13 protein-coding genes are annotated in these 15046 nt (G+C 71.7%); 4 read left to right on the top strand and 9 right to left on the bottom strand.

Annotation, left to right across the window (positions count from 1 at the left end):
- Positions 1–484: 484 nt before the first annotated feature.
- The 5 genes from DVS28_RS12870 to DVS28_RS12850 all read right to left on the bottom strand — a co-directional run bounded on the left by DVS28_RS12870 (position 485) and on the right by DVS28_RS12850 (position 4809).
- Complete coding sequence (locus tag DVS28_RS12870; protein ID WP_114591804.1) at positions 485–1066, bottom strand: hypothetical protein; 582 nt, start codon at positions 1064–1066, stop codon at positions 485–487.
- On the bottom strand, positions 1059–2582 hold the full coding sequence (locus DVS28_RS12865) for an amidohydrolase (protein ID WP_114591803.1): 1524 nt from the start codon (positions 2580–2582) through the stop codon (positions 1059–1061). Before DVS28_RS12865 ends, DVS28_RS12870 begins: the two co-directional genes overlap by 8 nt.
- Before the next feature lie 64 nt (positions 2583–2646).
- Complete coding sequence (locus DVS28_RS12860; protein WP_114591802.1) at positions 2647–3315, bottom strand: ribonuclease H family protein; 669 nt, start codon at positions 3313–3315, stop codon at positions 2647–2649.
- A gap of 7 nt (positions 3316–3322) precedes the next feature.
- Complete coding sequence (locus DVS28_RS12855) at positions 3323–3682, bottom strand: hypothetical protein (protein WP_114591801.1); 360 nt, start codon at positions 3680–3682, stop codon at positions 3323–3325.
- Complete coding sequence (locus DVS28_RS12850) at positions 3679–4809, bottom strand: M24 family metallopeptidase (protein WP_216826003.1); 1131 nt, start codon at positions 4807–4809, stop codon at positions 3679–3681. Before DVS28_RS12850 ends, DVS28_RS12855 begins: the two co-directional genes overlap by 4 nt.
- Before the next feature lie 156 nt (positions 4810–4965).
- Here DVS28_RS12850 and rpsN point away from each other — a divergent pair, with 156 nt between their 5' ends.
- From rpsN to DVS28_RS29975, 3 genes are all read left to right on the top strand, one after another.
- The gene (gene rpsN / locus DVS28_RS12845; protein WP_114591800.1) at positions 4966–5271 is read left to right on the top strand and encodes a 30S ribosomal protein S14; all 306 of its coding nucleotides are present in this window, start codon (positions 4966–4968) and stop codon (positions 5269–5271) included.
- 168 nt (positions 5272–5439) lie between these two features.
- Positions 5440–6279, top strand: coding sequence for an SDR family NAD(P)-dependent oxidoreductase (locus DVS28_RS12840; protein WP_114591799.1), 840 nt, complete (start codon positions 5440–5442; stop codon positions 6277–6279).
- Positions 6280–6312: 33 nt separating this feature from the next.
- The gene (locus DVS28_RS29975; RefSeq protein ID WP_114591798.1) at positions 6313–9750 is read left to right on the top strand and encodes a S41 family peptidase; all 3438 of its coding nucleotides are present in this window, start codon (positions 6313–6315) and stop codon (positions 9748–9750) included.
- Between the two features lie 100 nt (positions 9751–9850).
- On the opposite strand, the gene DVS28_RS12830 is transcribed toward DVS28_RS29975, so the two are convergent.
- The gene (locus DVS28_RS12830) at positions 9851–11200 is read right to left on the bottom strand and encodes an HNH endonuclease signature motif containing protein (protein WP_114591797.1); all 1350 of its coding nucleotides are present in this window, start codon (positions 11198–11200) and stop codon (positions 9851–9853) included.
- Positions 11201–11462: 262 nt separating this feature from the next.
- Here DVS28_RS12830 and DVS28_RS12825 point away from each other — a divergent pair, with 262 nt between their 5' ends.
- A complete protein-coding gene (locus tag DVS28_RS12825) occupies positions 11463–11681 on the top strand; it encodes a hypothetical protein (RefSeq protein WP_164710468.1) in 219 nt (72 codons plus the stop codon).
- On the opposite strand, the gene cobT is transcribed toward DVS28_RS12825, so the two are convergent.
- Genes cobT through DVS28_RS12810 form a run of 3 tightly spaced genes read right to left on the bottom strand, consistent with a single transcriptional unit; the run spans position 11678 to position 14996 of the window.
- The gene (cobT, locus tag DVS28_RS12820) at positions 11678–12733 is read right to left on the bottom strand and encodes a nicotinate-nucleotide--dimethylbenzimidazole phosphoribosyltransferase (protein WP_164710467.1); all 1056 of its coding nucleotides are present in this window, start codon (positions 12731–12733) and stop codon (positions 11678–11680) included. The two genes, DVS28_RS12825 and cobT, sit on opposite strands and share 4 nt — an antisense overlap.
- The gene (locus DVS28_RS12815; RefSeq protein ID WP_114591794.1) at positions 12730–14382 is read right to left on the bottom strand and encodes a bifunctional adenosylcobinamide kinase/adenosylcobinamide-phosphate guanylyltransferase; all 1653 of its coding nucleotides are present in this window, start codon (positions 14380–14382) and stop codon (positions 12730–12732) included. Before DVS28_RS12815 ends, cobT begins: the two co-directional genes overlap by 4 nt.
- Positions 14379–14996: a histidine phosphatase family protein gene (locus tag DVS28_RS12810; protein WP_164710466.1), complete on the bottom strand. Its 618-nt coding sequence runs from the start codon at positions 14994–14996 to the stop codon at positions 14379–14381. Before DVS28_RS12810 ends, DVS28_RS12815 begins: the two co-directional genes overlap by 4 nt.
- Between the last annotated feature and the right edge of the window lie 50 nt (positions 14997–15046).

Raw genomic sequence — 15046 nt, 5'->3', positions numbered from 1 at the left:
CTGCGATGTCTCGCCCCGAACAGGCGCCGGCCCCGAACGCTGTGCGTTCGGGGCCGGCTGCGGTTGAGGGATGGGCGACAGGTGGCACCACCGGATTGTCGTGACGAACTCCAATCCGCCGTTCTCTACTGTGTCGCTCTTCCCTTCCGATCAATCGATCATGGTCGCCCGGGCTGGGGACCGAACCGGCGGTGCGGTTGCGGTCCGTACACATGTGCCGTCGTTGGCACCTTGGGAGGCGGGACAAGACCGGGTGAAGTTCCCCTTCACCCGTTGCCCCACCTCGTCACACCCAACGTGTCCAGCGGACGCCTTCTCCTTGATCTCGTTCGCCAGACGTTAGGACGCCACCCGATGCTCGTCAAGCCTGCAGTTTCTGAGCCGAATGTCGGCTGACCTGCACTTTCGATGATCCGTGGAACCTCGACGGCAAATCCGTGCGTTTCGTCCGAATTCTCCCGTTCACCTTCGGCGTGCCGATCGGTCAGGTGCGGAGCAGCCGGTCCCACCCAACGAGGACCGTGGTTTCGTCGCCGTCCAGCGGTCCTGTCGCCTGGGCGACAGGATCATGACCGTCGGTGACCAGTCGGGCGCCCAGGCGGGTGGCGAGCGCGGCCACCCGCGCGCTGGACTCCGGCGGGGTCCCTACGTCCAGCTGCCAGGCCCTTCGCCCTTCGATCGCGATCGTGGCAGCCGCGATCTCGGCGTCACGTGGCGGCAGGAGGATCGCCTCGCCCTCCTCGCCATCCCACATGCCGGCGGCCAGCCGGTCGAGGGCGCGGTCGAGGTCGTCGCTTGCTTCCTCGACGGCGAAGCGCACCTCGTAGTCACTGGTGGTGCCCCGCAGGGGCTCGTCCTCGGCCAGCCGCTGGATCGCCGGTACGAGGTCCACTCCCCAACGGGCAGCGGCAAGTGCGCCGGCGACGAGCAGGCCGAGCCCCGGCCAGTCCGCCTGGACCCGTCGAGCAGCCACCACGGCGATGTCCGGCGTGACGCCGACGAGGACCGCGAGGGCCGCGTCCGCGCGGCTCGGGTCGGGCGGGTGCAGGGACTGGGGTTCAGACATGGACCCGTCCGTCCTCGAACACCGGGCGGCCGGCGACCATCGTCAGGATGCAGCGACGTCGTTCGGCGTCGTCGGGGTGCTCGAAGGCGGCCAGGTCCGCGCGTTGGCCCGGCCGCAGCACACCGACGTTGGCCTGATGTGCGGCGGTGCGTCCCCCGAGGGTGGCGGCACGGATACCCATCTGGCGTTCGAGGGCGGGCAGGCCGACCCGGGGTTCGGCCGCCGCGTCGACGGATCGCCAGGGGTCCAGGTTGACCACGCTGTCCGAGCCGAACGCAAGCGGGATGCCGTGGGATGCCAGCGAGCTCAGGGGGTTGGACGACCTGGCGCGTTCGGTACCGAGTCGCAGCTCGTAGGCGCCGCCGTCGACCCCGAGGCTCAGGTCGGTCGCGGGCTGGATGACCACCACGACCCCGAGACGCGCCAACCGGATCATCTGCTCGGGCTGGATGAGGGCGGCGTACTCGATCCGGTGGGCCAACCGTCGCAGCTGGGCGACACCGACCTCGGCCGCGACCTTCTCGAGCACCTCGATGGCCTGGGCCACGGCTCGGTCGCCGATGGCGTGCAGCGCCACCTGGATCCCGCGTCGGGTCGCCTCGAGCGCGAACTCGGTGAGCTCCGCGGAGTCGCGGTACAGCTGCCCCGAACCGGCACGGTCGACGTAGGGCTCCACGAGCGCGGCGCTGTGGCTGCCGATGGTGCCGTCGAGCAGCAACGAGCCGCCCACGCGACGCAGCCCTCGTTCGACCACGAACTCCAGGTCGAGGTCGCCCCAGTAGGGGATGACCTCGATCGGCCACTTGCCCTGCAGCCACGCGTCGAAGTCGGCGGGGCCCATCCGGTGGGGGCCGCCCATCTCGTGGACGCTTGCCACGCCGAGGGTGACCAGGTGTTCCGCGGCGGAGGCCCGGGCCTCGGACAGGACGCCTTCGGGCATCTCGGCGCTGAACCAGCGCTGCGCCACCTGTGCGGCTTCCTGGCGCAGCAGGCCGGTCGGCCGACCGTCGGGGCCTCGTTCGACACCGCGGGACCGGGCGATCGGCAGGGCCGACAGCGACGTGCGGTCCACCACGACGCAGTGGCCGTCGGCACGCACGAGCATGACGGGTCGGTCGTCACCGGCGCGGGCGAGGTCGTCAGCGGACGGGGCGCGATGTTCGGGCCACTTCGTCTCGTCCCATCCGCCGGCCCAGATCACGCGGTGGGGTGTCACGGTGGCGATGGCCTCGACCGCGCCGAGGCAGTCCGACAGGGAATCGGCGATCGACAGGTCCATGGCGTTCAGCGCCAGGCCGACGTTGGTGAGGTGGCTGTGGGCGTTGACGAACGCCGGCATCACCGTGGCACCCGTCAGGTCGATCCGGCGCACGCCGGGGACCGTCGGGATGTCCTCCACCGCGCCGAGCCAAGCGATCCGACGTCGCTTGACGAGCAGGGCGCTGGCGTGGGGTCTCGCGTCGTCGAGCGTGACGACGTCAGCACCGACCAGCAGCAACGGTTCGTCGCCAACCATCGTGGTCAAGACTACGGGATGTGACGCAGAACGCCCGGGAGGCGGGTGCGTCGACAGTGTTCCGTCACACCTCGTCCCGCAGCCAGGCGGTCGACAGGGAGTCGGCGTATTCGTTCCACCGGTTGCCCGAATGCGCCGCGATCCAACGGATCTCGACCTCGGGCCGCTCGCTGACGAGGCGGTACAGCGGCTTGATCAGGTCGAGGTTCTTGATCTCCCCGCCCTTGCGTTTCCACCCCTTGGCCTCCCACCCCTTGGCCCACTTGGTCAGGGTGTCCACGGCCAGGCGGGAGTCGGTGTACAGGACCGCCGGTGTGCCCTCGGGGACCAGCTCGATGCCCGCCTTCAGCGCGGCCAGCTCCATCCGGTTGTTGGTGGTGGCGGGGTCGTGCCCGTGTGCCCGGTCCACGACCTCGCCGTCGACGACGTAGACGGCACCCCAACCGCCCGGGCCCGGGTTGGGGCTGGAGCTGCCGTCGGTGAACACACCCTCGGTGGGGCCGTCGGTGTACTTGGCCAGGACCTCGGCGGTGGTCAGGTTCTCCTCGTTGAGGGTGCCCCTGCGGCCGCCTCCTCCCCCGCCCCTGGAGCCGCCGCGCGTCCTGCCGCCGCCCGACCCCTTCCTGCCCTTCTTCCAGCAGGCCGAGCACTCCTTGGGGGTCCAGCCGGGAAACCGGCCGGTCAGCTCGGTGTCGACCTCGAAGGTCGTGCCACACGATGAACACTTGGGCATCTGGCGATCAGCTCCCTGCGGCGGCCTGCAGCGCGGCTGCAGGCAGGATCGGGCTGACGAAGGCAAGGACGAACGCCACCGCGGTCCAGACCAGTCGTCGTCGGCCGGGCACCGTACCGGCGATGACGTCGAGGAGCAGGACCAGCACCAACCAGCCGGACCAGACGAGCAGCCCGACGACGATGGCGGCCATGAACCACACCAGGGCGCCCTGCCCGTCCCCGCCGAACGCGGCGTTCAGCCCGAGGACCACCACGGCGGTGGCCACGAAGGCGATCGTCCCGGCGAGGGCAGCACGGCGGAGGACCCGACGGTCGGCGCTGGCGCGCAAGTCCTCCGGTGCGGTCTCGAGCTCGGCGTCGCTCACGGGTTGAGGGGGACCATGACCCGGTCGTGGTCGGCGGCGTTGAGCCGCTCCACCCCGTCGGCGGTGACCGCGACGATGTCCTCCAGGCGCATCCCGAAGCGGCCCTCGAGGTAGATCCCCGGTTCGATGGAGAACGTCATGCCCTCGGTCAGGACCAGGTCGTTGCCCTCCACGATGTAGGGCTCCTCGTGGACCTCCAGGCCGATGCCGTGTCCGGTCCGGTGGATGAACGCCTCGCCGTAACCGGCGTCGGTGATGACCTGTCGCGCGGCCCGGTCGACGGACTCGGCGGTGACGCCCGGCCTGACGTGGTCGACAGCGGCCTGCTGGGCCGCCTTGAGGACCGCATACGCCTCGGCATACCCCTCGGGTTCCTCGCCGACGACGTAGCACCGGGTGCAGTCGCTGAACCACCCATCGACGGGCCCGCCGATGTCGACGACGACCGCGTCGCCGGCCTGGATGACGCGATCGGATGTCTCGTGGTGGGGGGATGCGCCGTTGGGGCCGCTGCCGACGATGACGAAGTCGATGGCGTCGTGGCCGGCGGCCAGCATCGCCTCGGCGATGTCGCGGCCGACCTCGTCCTCGGTCCGGCCGGGCCGCAGCAGTCCGGGCACCTGGGCATGGACCGCATCGATCGCCCGTCCGGCCGCACGCAGCCCGGCGACCTCCTCCGGGGTCTTGGCCATGCGGACCTGGCGGGTCACCGCCGAGGCAGGTGTCCACGTCGCCCCCGGCATGGCGTCCTGCAGGCCGAGCACGAACCGCGCCCACAGCTGGTCACCGACGCCGATCGCCTCGTCAGCGCGGCCACCGTCGAGGTGCGCCGCAACCAGCGCGAAGGGATCGTCGGTCTCGCCGAAGCCGTGCACCGGCACACCGACGCCAGCGGCCTCGGCCCGGGCACGCTCCAGCTCGGGAACCACCAGCAGGTGGTTGCCGTCGGCAGCAGCGACGAGGAGGGTCATCCGCTCCAGCGGGTGGGTGTCGTAGCCGATCAGGTGGCGCAGGTCGGCGCCGGGGCCGATCAGCAGCGCGCGGACGCCGGCGGCCTCCATGGCGGTGACGGCACGGTCCAGGCGGGACGTGCTGGTGGTCGGGGCGGTGTGGGTGGTGGCTGACACGCGGCCGATGATACGGCTGGCACGGATTCCGGCCGACGCGTACACTCTCCATCCGCCGTTGCGCGGCCCATCGTGCTGCCTGCGCCCCAGCGTCCTCGCTGTACGGCATCATCGGAAAGTCCTCACCACCGCACACCCTCGTCGAAAGACACAGTCGTGGCCAAGAAGAGCAAGATCGCAAGGAACATCCAGCGCCAGCAGATGGTCGCTCAGCAGGCCGAGCGCCGCGCCGAGCTCAAGGCCATCATCAGCAACCCGGACACCCCGTTCGAGGAGAAGCTGGTCGCCCGTGACACCCTCAACGCGATGAAGGTGAACGGCAGCCCGGTGCGCCTGCGCAACCGTGACCGCCTCAACGGTCGCCCGCGTGGTCACATCGGCTTCGCCGGCCTCTCCCGCGTGACCTTCCGCGAGCTGGCCCACAAGGGCGAGCTCCCGGGCATCACCAAGTCCTCCTGGTAGGACTCGGCTGAGGGGCTGCAGCGCCCCGCGCCCTCGATGACCGCCGACCCATGGTCGGCGGTTTCGTCGTTCCCGGAGTGCCCCCTTCCGCCACTTGGTTAACGGCGATAGGTTATCGCCGGCGGCGTCGCACCGGCGCCGCATCGTCGAGCCGAGGAGCACCACGTCATGACCGTCGAGCTGAAGGGCAAGGTCGCCGCCATCACCGGTGGCGCCCGCGGGATCGGGAAGGCCATCGCCGAGGCCTTCGTGGCCGAGGGCATGTCGGTCGCGATCGGTGACCTGGACCTCGAGCTGGCACAGGCCACCGCCAAGGAGCTCGGTGACCGGGCCGTCGCCTTCGAGCTGGACGTGACCGTCCCGGCGTCGATGGAGGCCTTCGTCCGGTCCACCGAGCAGGCGTTCGGTCCGCTGGACGTGATGGTCAACAACGCCGGGATCATGGTCGTCGGGGACTTCCTCAAGGAGGACGACCGGGCCACCGACCTGCAGATCGACGTCAACGTCCGCGGCGTGCTGCTGGGAGCCAAGGCCGCCGGTCGTGTCATGGCCGACCGCGGGCAGGGCCACATCGTCAACATCGCCTCGGCCGCCGGCAAGGTGGCGATCGCCCGGCTGGTCACCTACGCCGGCACCAAGCACGCCGTGGTCGGGATCACCGATTCGCTGCGGGCCGAGCTGCGCCCGCACGGCATCCAGGTGTCGGCGATCATGCCCAACGTCGTCAACACCCGCCTGGGCGCGGGACTCGGGTCCAGCATGATCCCCTCCGTGGAGCCCGAGGACGTCGCCGCCGCCGTGGTGCGGGTCGTGCGGGGTCGCAGGAACGAGGCGATGGTGCCCTGGATCCTCGAGCCCATCCGCATGCTGACCGCCGGCCTGCCGTCGGTGGCCCGCGACTTCCTCACCCGTGCGCTGGGCGGACACGACGTGATGGCCAACACTGACGACGCCGTCCGGGACGCCTATCAGGCCGAGGCGCTGGAGGGACAGCAGGCCCGACGATGACCGCCGGGGGTCGGGGGGCTACTGTCCTGCGACATGGTTGCCCCCGCTGACTACCTCCGTCACCCGGCCGTTCACGGCGACACCCTGCTGGTCGTTGCCGACGACGACATCTGGATCGCCGACCTCGGCGGAGGTCGTGCCCATCGGGTGACCGACGGGCGCACGGCGGCAAGCCACCCCCTGCCCTCGCCGGACGGGACCTGGCTGGCCTTCACCTCGCGGGAGGAGAGCCACCCCGAGGTCTACCGGATGCCGCTGGAGGGCGGGCCGCACGACCGCTGGACCCACCTCGGCGCCAGCATCAGCGTGCCTCGGGCCTGGCGTGGCGAGGACCGGCTGGTCCTGGCGACCAACGCCCGCCTGCCGTTCGTTCGCGACAGCCAGCTGATGGAGGTCGGCGGCGACGGCGCGCCCGAGCCCCGTCCGCTGGGTTGGGGCACTGCCCACGAGGTGGCCTTCGGTGACGACGGTCGGGTGCTGCTCGGGCGGAACACCACCAACCAGGGGCGCTGGAAGCGGTACCGCGGCGGCACCGCCGGCCACCTGTGGCTGGACGGTGACGGGTCCGGGACCTTCGAGCGGCTGCTGCCCGACCTGTCGGGCGACATCTCCTCCCCCATGCTGATCGGTGATCGGGTCTGGTTCGTCTCCGACCACGACGGCGTCGGCAACATCCACTCGTGCGACCTCGACGGCGGTGACCTGCGTCGCCACACCGACCACCACGACTTCTACGCCCGCTTCGCCCATACCGACGGCACGACGATCGTCTACACCGCCGGTGGGGACGTGTGGCGGCTGGATCCGTTCGCCGATGCCGGCCCCGAGCGCGTCGACCTGCGGCTGGGCTCGCCCCGTACCGAGCGGTCGCGTCGCTTCGTCGACCCGTCGCGCTGGCTGCAGTCCTACGCCGTCCACCCCAAGGGCACCCACGTCGCCATGCGGGTGCGGGGCCGCCCGTTCTCCATGCCGCTCTACGACGGGCCCGTCGTGCAGCACGGCGCCCGGGACGGCGTGAACCACCGGCTGGTCGACTGGCTGCCCGACGGCGAGCGGCTGGTGCTGCTGGCCGACACCGACGGCGAGGAGCGGCTGGAGGTCCACGCGCCCGACGGGACGGTGACCCGGTTCGACGACGTCGAGGTGGGGGTGCCGCTGGACCTGGTCGTCTCGCCGCTGGATGACCTGGTGGCCCTGGTCGACCAGGGCGGTCGCCTGCGTGTCGTCGACCTGTCGGATGGTTCGGTGACCGAGGTGGCGTCGTCGGTGTACGGCGTGGACCACCCGCGCTGGTCGCCCGACGGGCGCTGGCTGGCCTGGTCGCACCGGGAGAGCAACTGGTACACCGCGTCGATCCGGATCTGGCATCGCGAGGACGGCACCGAGGCGGTCGTGGCCGAGGGACGGCACGCCAACCGTGCGCCCGCCTGGGACCCCTCCGGCAAGTTCCTGTACTGGATCGCGAGCACCCGCCTGTCGCCCGTGCCCGACGGGGTGCGGTTCGACCACGGGTTCCCCATGCCCGACCTGGTCGTCGCGGCCGTGCTGACCGAGGACGGTCAGGCGCCGATGGACCACGACCCCCATGCGCCCGGTCAGCGTCCCGGCGGCAAGAAGCGCCCGAAGCCCCCGCCCCTCCCCTCCCCCGCTCGAGGGTCCGACGAGGACGAGCCCACGCCGGTGCCGCCGGTGGACCCAGACGATCCTTCTGCGCCCGATGGCCCGTCTGATCCCGATGACGCTGGACAGGGCGACAGAGATCCGGATGCGGTCGGCTCGGAGGAATCCGGGGCTGATGACCCGGGCGCCGGTGACCAGGACCCGACGGACCCGCTCGGCCTGAAGACCGACGACAAGAAGACGCCGCCGCCGATGCGCCTGGACGTCGAGGGGTTGTCGGAGCGTGTCGTGACGCTGCCGTTCCCCACCGGCCGGTACCGCGCGGTCACGGGGCTGCGCGGCAAGGTCATGGCGATGGGCATGCCGTTGCGTCCCCAGCCGCTGGTGCCCCGGCCGCCGAACGACCGGCCGCCGATGGCCCAGCTCGAGGTGCTGGACCTGATGACCGGCAAGCACGAGGTGCAGATCCCGTCGGTGTCGTCCTACGCGGTATCGGAGGACCGGTCGACGCTGGTCTACTCGGTGAAGCGTCGCCTGCGGGCCGTGCGGGCTGGCGTGAAGCCGCCCGAGGGACCGGGATCCGACGGGCCGCCGCGCGTGTCGGGCTGGCTGCAGCTGGGACGGTTGTCGGTCGAGGTGTCGCCGCCCGCGGAGTGGCGTCAGATCCTGGCCGAGGCGTGGCGGCTGCAGCGCGAGCTGTTCTGGCACGCCGAGATGTCGGGGGTCGACTGGGATGCGGTTCGTGACCGCTACCTGTCGTTGGTCGATCGCATCGCCACCCGGGCCGAGCTGTCGGACCTGATCTGGGAGATGCTCGGCGAGCTCGGGACCGGGCACGCCTACGAACGCGGCGGCGACCACCCCTCAGCGCCCCAGGCGCCGCTCGGGCACCTGGGCGCGGACGTCGAGTTCGGCGAGGAGGGGTGGACCGTCGGTCGAGTGCTCGTCGGTGACCCCACGGACCGGTCGCGGCGGATGCCCCTGCGGGCGCCGGGTGTGCGGGTGTCGGAGGGCGCGCGGCTGCTCGCGGTCGACGGCGTGCCCGTCGACGAGTCCACGTCGCCGGCGAGCCTGCTGGTCAACCGGGCGGGCAAGGAGGTGTCGTTGCGGGTGGCCGATCCCGACGAGCGGACGGTACGCGTGCGTCCGCTGTCGGCGGAGACGCCCCTGCGGTACGCCGACTGGGTGGCCGGGAACCGGGCGCGGGTGGCCGAGCGGTCCGATGGGCGGATCGGGTACGTCCACATCCCCGACATGGGCGCGGGGGGGTACGCGGAGTTCACCGACCAGTACCTGGCGACCATGCACTGCGAGGCGCTGGTCGTCGACGTGCGGTTCAACGGTGGCGGGAACGTCTCGTCGTTGATCCTGGAGACGCTGAGCGGGCGGCGGATCGGCTACCAGCTGCGCCGGACGGGGGCGCTGGAGCCCTATCCCCACCACGCCCCCGCGGGCCCGCTCGTGGCGGTGACCAACGAGCGGTGCGGGTCGGATGGCGACATCTTCACCCATGCATGGAAGCGGCTGGAGCTGGGTCCGGTCGTCGGGACCCGGACGTGGGGTGGCGTGATCGGCATCCAGCCCCGCAACCCCAGCGTCGACGGGACCGTGACCACCCAGCCCGGCTTCGCCTTCTGGTTCGACGACGTCGGCTTCGGCGTGGAGAACTACGGGACGGACCCGACCCACCCGGTCGAGATCGCCCCCCACGACGCGGCCGCCGGCCTCGACCCCCAGCTGGACACCGCCATCGACCTGGCCCTTGAGGCGCTGGAGGACCAGGGCCCACCGGAGCTGCCCGACGTCGGCACCGCGCCGATGCTGACCAGGCCGGACCTGCCCCCGCGGTAGGGGGTCCATACACGGCCGTTCGCAGCTGAAGGAGGGGCCTGAGCGACCTCTCCCCACTCTTCCCATGGCTGTGGCCCCACCTGGTCGGGTGGGGTGCGGGTCAGCTCGGTCTTGCTTGGGTCGGTCGCAGCGGCGGTCGGGAGACCAGGCGGGTGCGGCCGTGGGTGACGATGTAGGTGCCGTCGGGCTGGAGGGTCTGGGTCCAGCCGGGGGCATGGACCCGCAGGTGGCAGCGGCGACACAGCAGCACCATGTTGGTGGTGTCGGTCGGGCCGGGCCGTGGGATCACATGGTGGGCATCGGTCCACCGTGCCGGCGCACGACAGCCCGGGAACCGGCAGCCCTGATCCCTGGCATCAAGGGCATCACGCAGGGGTTTGGTGACCGGCGTGTCACCCCGTCCGGCGGCCATCACCAACGTGCCGTCGGTGATGATCGGCACCATGGTGGCGTCACACGCCCAAGCCTGGGCGGTGACCTGGCTGATGCGGGTGGATCCGCCGGCGGTCTGCCACAACAACTGCGCCGTCGCCCGGCCATCCGGGCCGTGACTGTCGGGGTCGTCGAGGAGGTCCTTGACGTCGACGATGGCCGACAGTCGGGGTCGGGCTGGCCGTCCGGGGGCGGGGGTGGCGAGCCACTCGCTCAGGGCCCGGTACAGCCCTTCGGCGAGCTGGACCCGTCGTGGTCGGGTGTCCCGGTACGTCTTGGGGATCGGCGTGCCCTCGTCATCGCGGGCAACGTCGTCGTCTGACACGTCGGCGGTCAGGTCGTCGTCGCCAACCGCGTCGTTGGGGTTGTCGAGGTGGTGGTCGTGGCCTGCGGGTGCCTGTGCGGATGTGGGTCGGTTGGCGGCGGCGTTCATGGCCTGGCCGAGGACGGCGTTGAGCTCGGGGTCGGCGTGGATGTACCAGTCGCCCCAGCCGTCGAAGGAGGGCTGGCAGACCGCCGAGGCATGGTCGGGTGCGGTCGCTGCGGCCGTGTCGACGGCTGTGCGGTCGATGCGCCAGGCGAGGTCGGCGGTGATCTCGCCGATCCGGTCGGGTTCGACGTCGCGGGCGGTACCGACGGCGGCGGCGAGCTGGTCGTCGAGGGTCTGTCGTTGGGCGACGGACAGGTCACGAGTCGCCATGACGATGGCGCGGACCTGTGACCACGACAGGCAGCCCTGGTCGAAGGCCTGCCAGGTCTCGGGCATCGCCGACAGCGTCTGCACACACCGCTCGAGGAATGCGGCTTCGGCACCGGTCACGTCGGCGGCGAGGCCGATCAGTCGACGGGCGGGCAGGCCATCCCTGGACACCCCACCGGCCTGCTGGATGCAGCGCAGCAACCGGGCCATCAGCCGGTCGACCTCGCGCAGCAACGAGACAGCCGAGTCGAACGGATCGAGCACACCGACACCGGTGGAGGACCCTCCACCCGGCGCTCGATCCAGCTCGACCTTCATACGAACAAGTGTACGAGTTAGGTGTGACACTCAGGCCCCGCTGGCGGGGATCTGGGGACAACTTCTCAAGGAATCCTGGCCACCGAAACCCATGCACTTCGGACCGCTAGTCTCGCGATCCGGCGGGAGGCGCGGGGTGTCCGCCACCGCTCGCAGTCCGTCGTTGCCCCTCCGAAGAAGGACCGTCGTGAACATCTCTGTCATGTCCCGCCTCACAGGACTACTACTCCTCCTCCTGGTCCTCCTTACGAGCGGGTGCGCAATGGATGACGGAGTCCTCGGTTGCGTTCAGGACGAGGACGGCCTGAACTGCACCAACGACTCCCTCCGGACCTCCGGCACCTTCGCCCCCGAGTCCAGCCGCGGCGACTACTCCGAGCTCAGGGCCTACCGAGCCTGCGCCATCGGCGTGATGACCGCCGACCCGGACGTCAGCGAAGCAGACGCCTACGCGGCCTGTTTCGCGGAGGGCCGCCTCTAGCCCGGGGTCAGCTCACTGATCAGCGCGGTCTCGGCGAGTGCACGCGCCGCGGCCTGCACGATCGGGACGGCCAGCAAGGCGCCGGTCCCCTCCCCCAGCCGCAGGTCCAGGTCAAGCAGCGCGTCCAGCTCGAGGTGGCGAAGGGCCACTCCCGCACCCGGCTCCGTCGACAGGTGGCCGGCGATCATGTAGCCGACGCACGCAGGCGCGAGGGCCGCCGCGCACAGTGCCGCGGCATCCGTGATCACCCCGTCCAGCAGCACCGGCACCCGACGGCCCGCCCCCACCAAGATCGCGCCGACCAGCGCTGCATGCTCGAGCCCGCCCACAGCGGCAAGCACCTCAAGCGGCGCAGCCCCCGACGGCAACCGCCCGACGGCACCCCTCACGATCGACTGCTTGCGCGCAAGGGTGTCGGCATCCGCGCCCGCACCCGCACCGGTGACCTCCTCCGCCGACGCACCGGTGAACGCCGCGATCAGCGCCGCGGATGCTGTCGTGTTGGACAGCCCCATGTCACCGAGCACGAGCAGGTCGACCCCGTCGTCCAGCATCTGCCCTGCCGCGGTGGCCCCCGCCAGTACGGCCAGCACGACCTCGTCCGCCGTCATCGCCGGCCCGACCGACAGGTCAGCGGTCCCCGCCGCCACACGCGCCGACGTCAGCCCCTCCCGCGGACGGGGTTCGACCGCACAGCCGACATCCAGCGTCACGACCGACGCGCCGACGGTCCGGGCCAGCGCGCTGCACGACGCCTTGCCGTCGGCGATGACCTCGACCATCGCCGTGGTGATCGCCTGCGGCCACGGGGTCACCCCCTGCGCATGCACCCCGTGGTCGGCGGCGCACACGATGAGGCCGGGCGAAGCCGGGACGGGCGGCACCTCCTCCCCCGCCATCGCCGCCAGCCGCGCCCCGACGGCCTCCACCCGTCCGAGGCTGCCCGGCGGCTTGGCCAGGGCGTCCCAGCGGGCGACGGCACCCGCTCGGGCACCCTCGTCCACCTCCCCCACGGCATCGACGAGGGCTCGAACACGATCGGCGGCGGTCACAGGATCTCCTCGAGGGTCTGGGCGAGCTGCTCGGTGGCCGCTGCGTCGCGGACAGCGACACGCAGGCAACGCGGGGGCAGCAGGGGAAAGGTGGAGGGGCGGACGGCGATCCCACGGGCCAGCAGCGCACGGTGGACGGCAGGGCCACCGTCTACCTCGACGAGCACGAAGTTCGCCGCGCCATCGTGGACGGTCACGCCGGGGATCCGCTCCAGCCGACGCACCATCGCCGTCCGTCGCCGGGCGATGCCGGCTGCGGTGTCCAGCCGCCACGACTCCTCCGACAACGACGCGCTGATGACACCGAGCGCCGCTGTCGACACGGGCCAGGGCTGCTGATGCGCGCGCAACCGCTCGGCGATGGACGGGTCGGCGACGAGCCACCCGGCACGCACGCCCGGAACGGCCCACAGCTTGGTCACCGACCGCACCACGACCAGCCCCGGCATGTCGACCCGGCCGGTCAGCGACGAGCGGTTGTCGGTGACGAAGTCCATGAAGGCCTCGTCGACCAGGACGATCCGCCCGGGCCGGCAGAGCGACACGATCGCCGACGGTTCGTCCAGCGTGCCGGTGGGGTTGTTGGGGTTGCCCACCACGACAAGGTCGGCGTCGTCGGGCACCCGGTCGGGTCGCAGCGCCCACCCGTTGGCGGCATCGCGGGGCACACGGGTGATCCGTACGTCACACGCACGCAGGGCCGCTTCCGGGGCGGTGAACGTGGGATGCACGATGGCGGCGTGTGTCGGACGCAGCGCATGCGGGACCAGCCAGAACGCCTCGGCGGCCCCGGCCAGCAGCACCACGTGGTCGCGGGTCAGTCCGGTGTGGCCGGCGACGACGTCTCGGGTCTCGTCGAGGTTGGGGTAGCGCCCGACGGCGGCGTCGCCAAGCGCTCGGCGGATGTGGGCCGGGGGCCGGTCGCCCCAGACGTTGACGGCGAAGTCCAGCGCCCCCTCGGGGACCATGGTGTCGCCGTGGGCCGCGAGCATCCGCTCACCGGCAGGAGCGCCGACCCCCGCATCATCCCCGGCGTTGTCGCTGTGAGGTGCGACCACGTCGCCGTGAGGTGGGACCACCCCGTCTGCCCCGGGTTCCGCCGCCTCCGGTCCGACAGGAGGATCCACAGGCGCCGCGGGCAGGTCGACCATGCGTCCCGCCACGACCAGCACGACCCGATCGGCAACGGCCGACAGCGTCTGGGTGAGCGCGCCGACGGTGTCGATCCACCGCCGGGTCCCCCGTCCGGTCGCCACGACGCCGCCACCGACCTGCTCGGCGACGACGACCACGCGCCCCGTCGCCCCGTCCGCCCACGACCCCGCCTCGGACACGACCCCGTCGAGGTCACCGTCCTCCCACAGGTCCTCCGCATCCATGCGGGCCTGCACCCAGGTGCCCACCGAGTCCACGAGCACCGTGCCGGACGCCTCGGCGATGGCCGCGGCGACATCGGCGGTCTCCACGGTCGTCCACGTCGACGGCCGACGCGCACGGTGCGCTGCGACCCGATGATCCATTTCCGGATCGGTCACCGTGCCGGTGGCGACATAGGTCACGGTGTCCCCGGGTTCGGCCGCCAGTCGTTCGGCCACCACGCTCTTCCCGGACCGCGTCCCCCCGATGACGAGGATCAGCTCGGCCGTCATCCAAGTGCCTCCGGCAGGGTGGGCCGCCAGCCGACCACTGTCAGCTGCCAGTGGTCGGGGTCCCCGTCGCCGGTCAGCATCGTCACCGATGCCGGTGCAAGCTGCAGGCCCCAGGCTGCACGGCTCGGCGCACCCAGCACTTCTGTGACGAGCGCACGGATGAACCCGCCGTGGGAGACGGCCACGACCGTCCCGTCCACCGACGCGGCACGATCGAGCACCCGCCGGGCCCGCTGCTTGACGTCGCCGAAGGCCTCACCACCGGGAGGGGTGGCGTCGGCGTCGGCCATCCAACCCCGCAGGACGTCGGGCGTCTCGGCGTCGACGTCGGCGACGGTCCGGCCCTCCCACTCACCGAACGACGCCTCGGCAAGGTCGTCAGTCTGCGTGTCGGGCTCGCGGGCGGCCAGCGTGGCGGTCTGTACCGCCCTGGTCGCCCACGACGACCAGACGACGTCGGCACGTGGCAGGTGCTCCGCCAGCGACCGGGCCGCTCGGTGACCGGGAAGGTCCAGCTCCACACCGCCGTCCTCGCCCTCCCGACCGCACGACGAGGGGAACGCCTTCCGGGTCTCACCGGTGGTGGCGTGTCGCAGCACGTAGAGGGTGGGCACGGCCGCGCACCCTACCCGGCCCCGCCGCCGGACAGGGGTGCCCCGTCCAC

The sequence above is a fragment of the Euzebya pacifica genome (genome assembly GCF_003344865.1).
GTDB classification, from domain to species: Bacteria; Actinomycetota; Nitriliruptoria; order Euzebyales; family Euzebyaceae; genus Euzebya; species Euzebya pacifica.
This window is presented reverse-complemented; position numbering and strand designations above follow the sequence as displayed.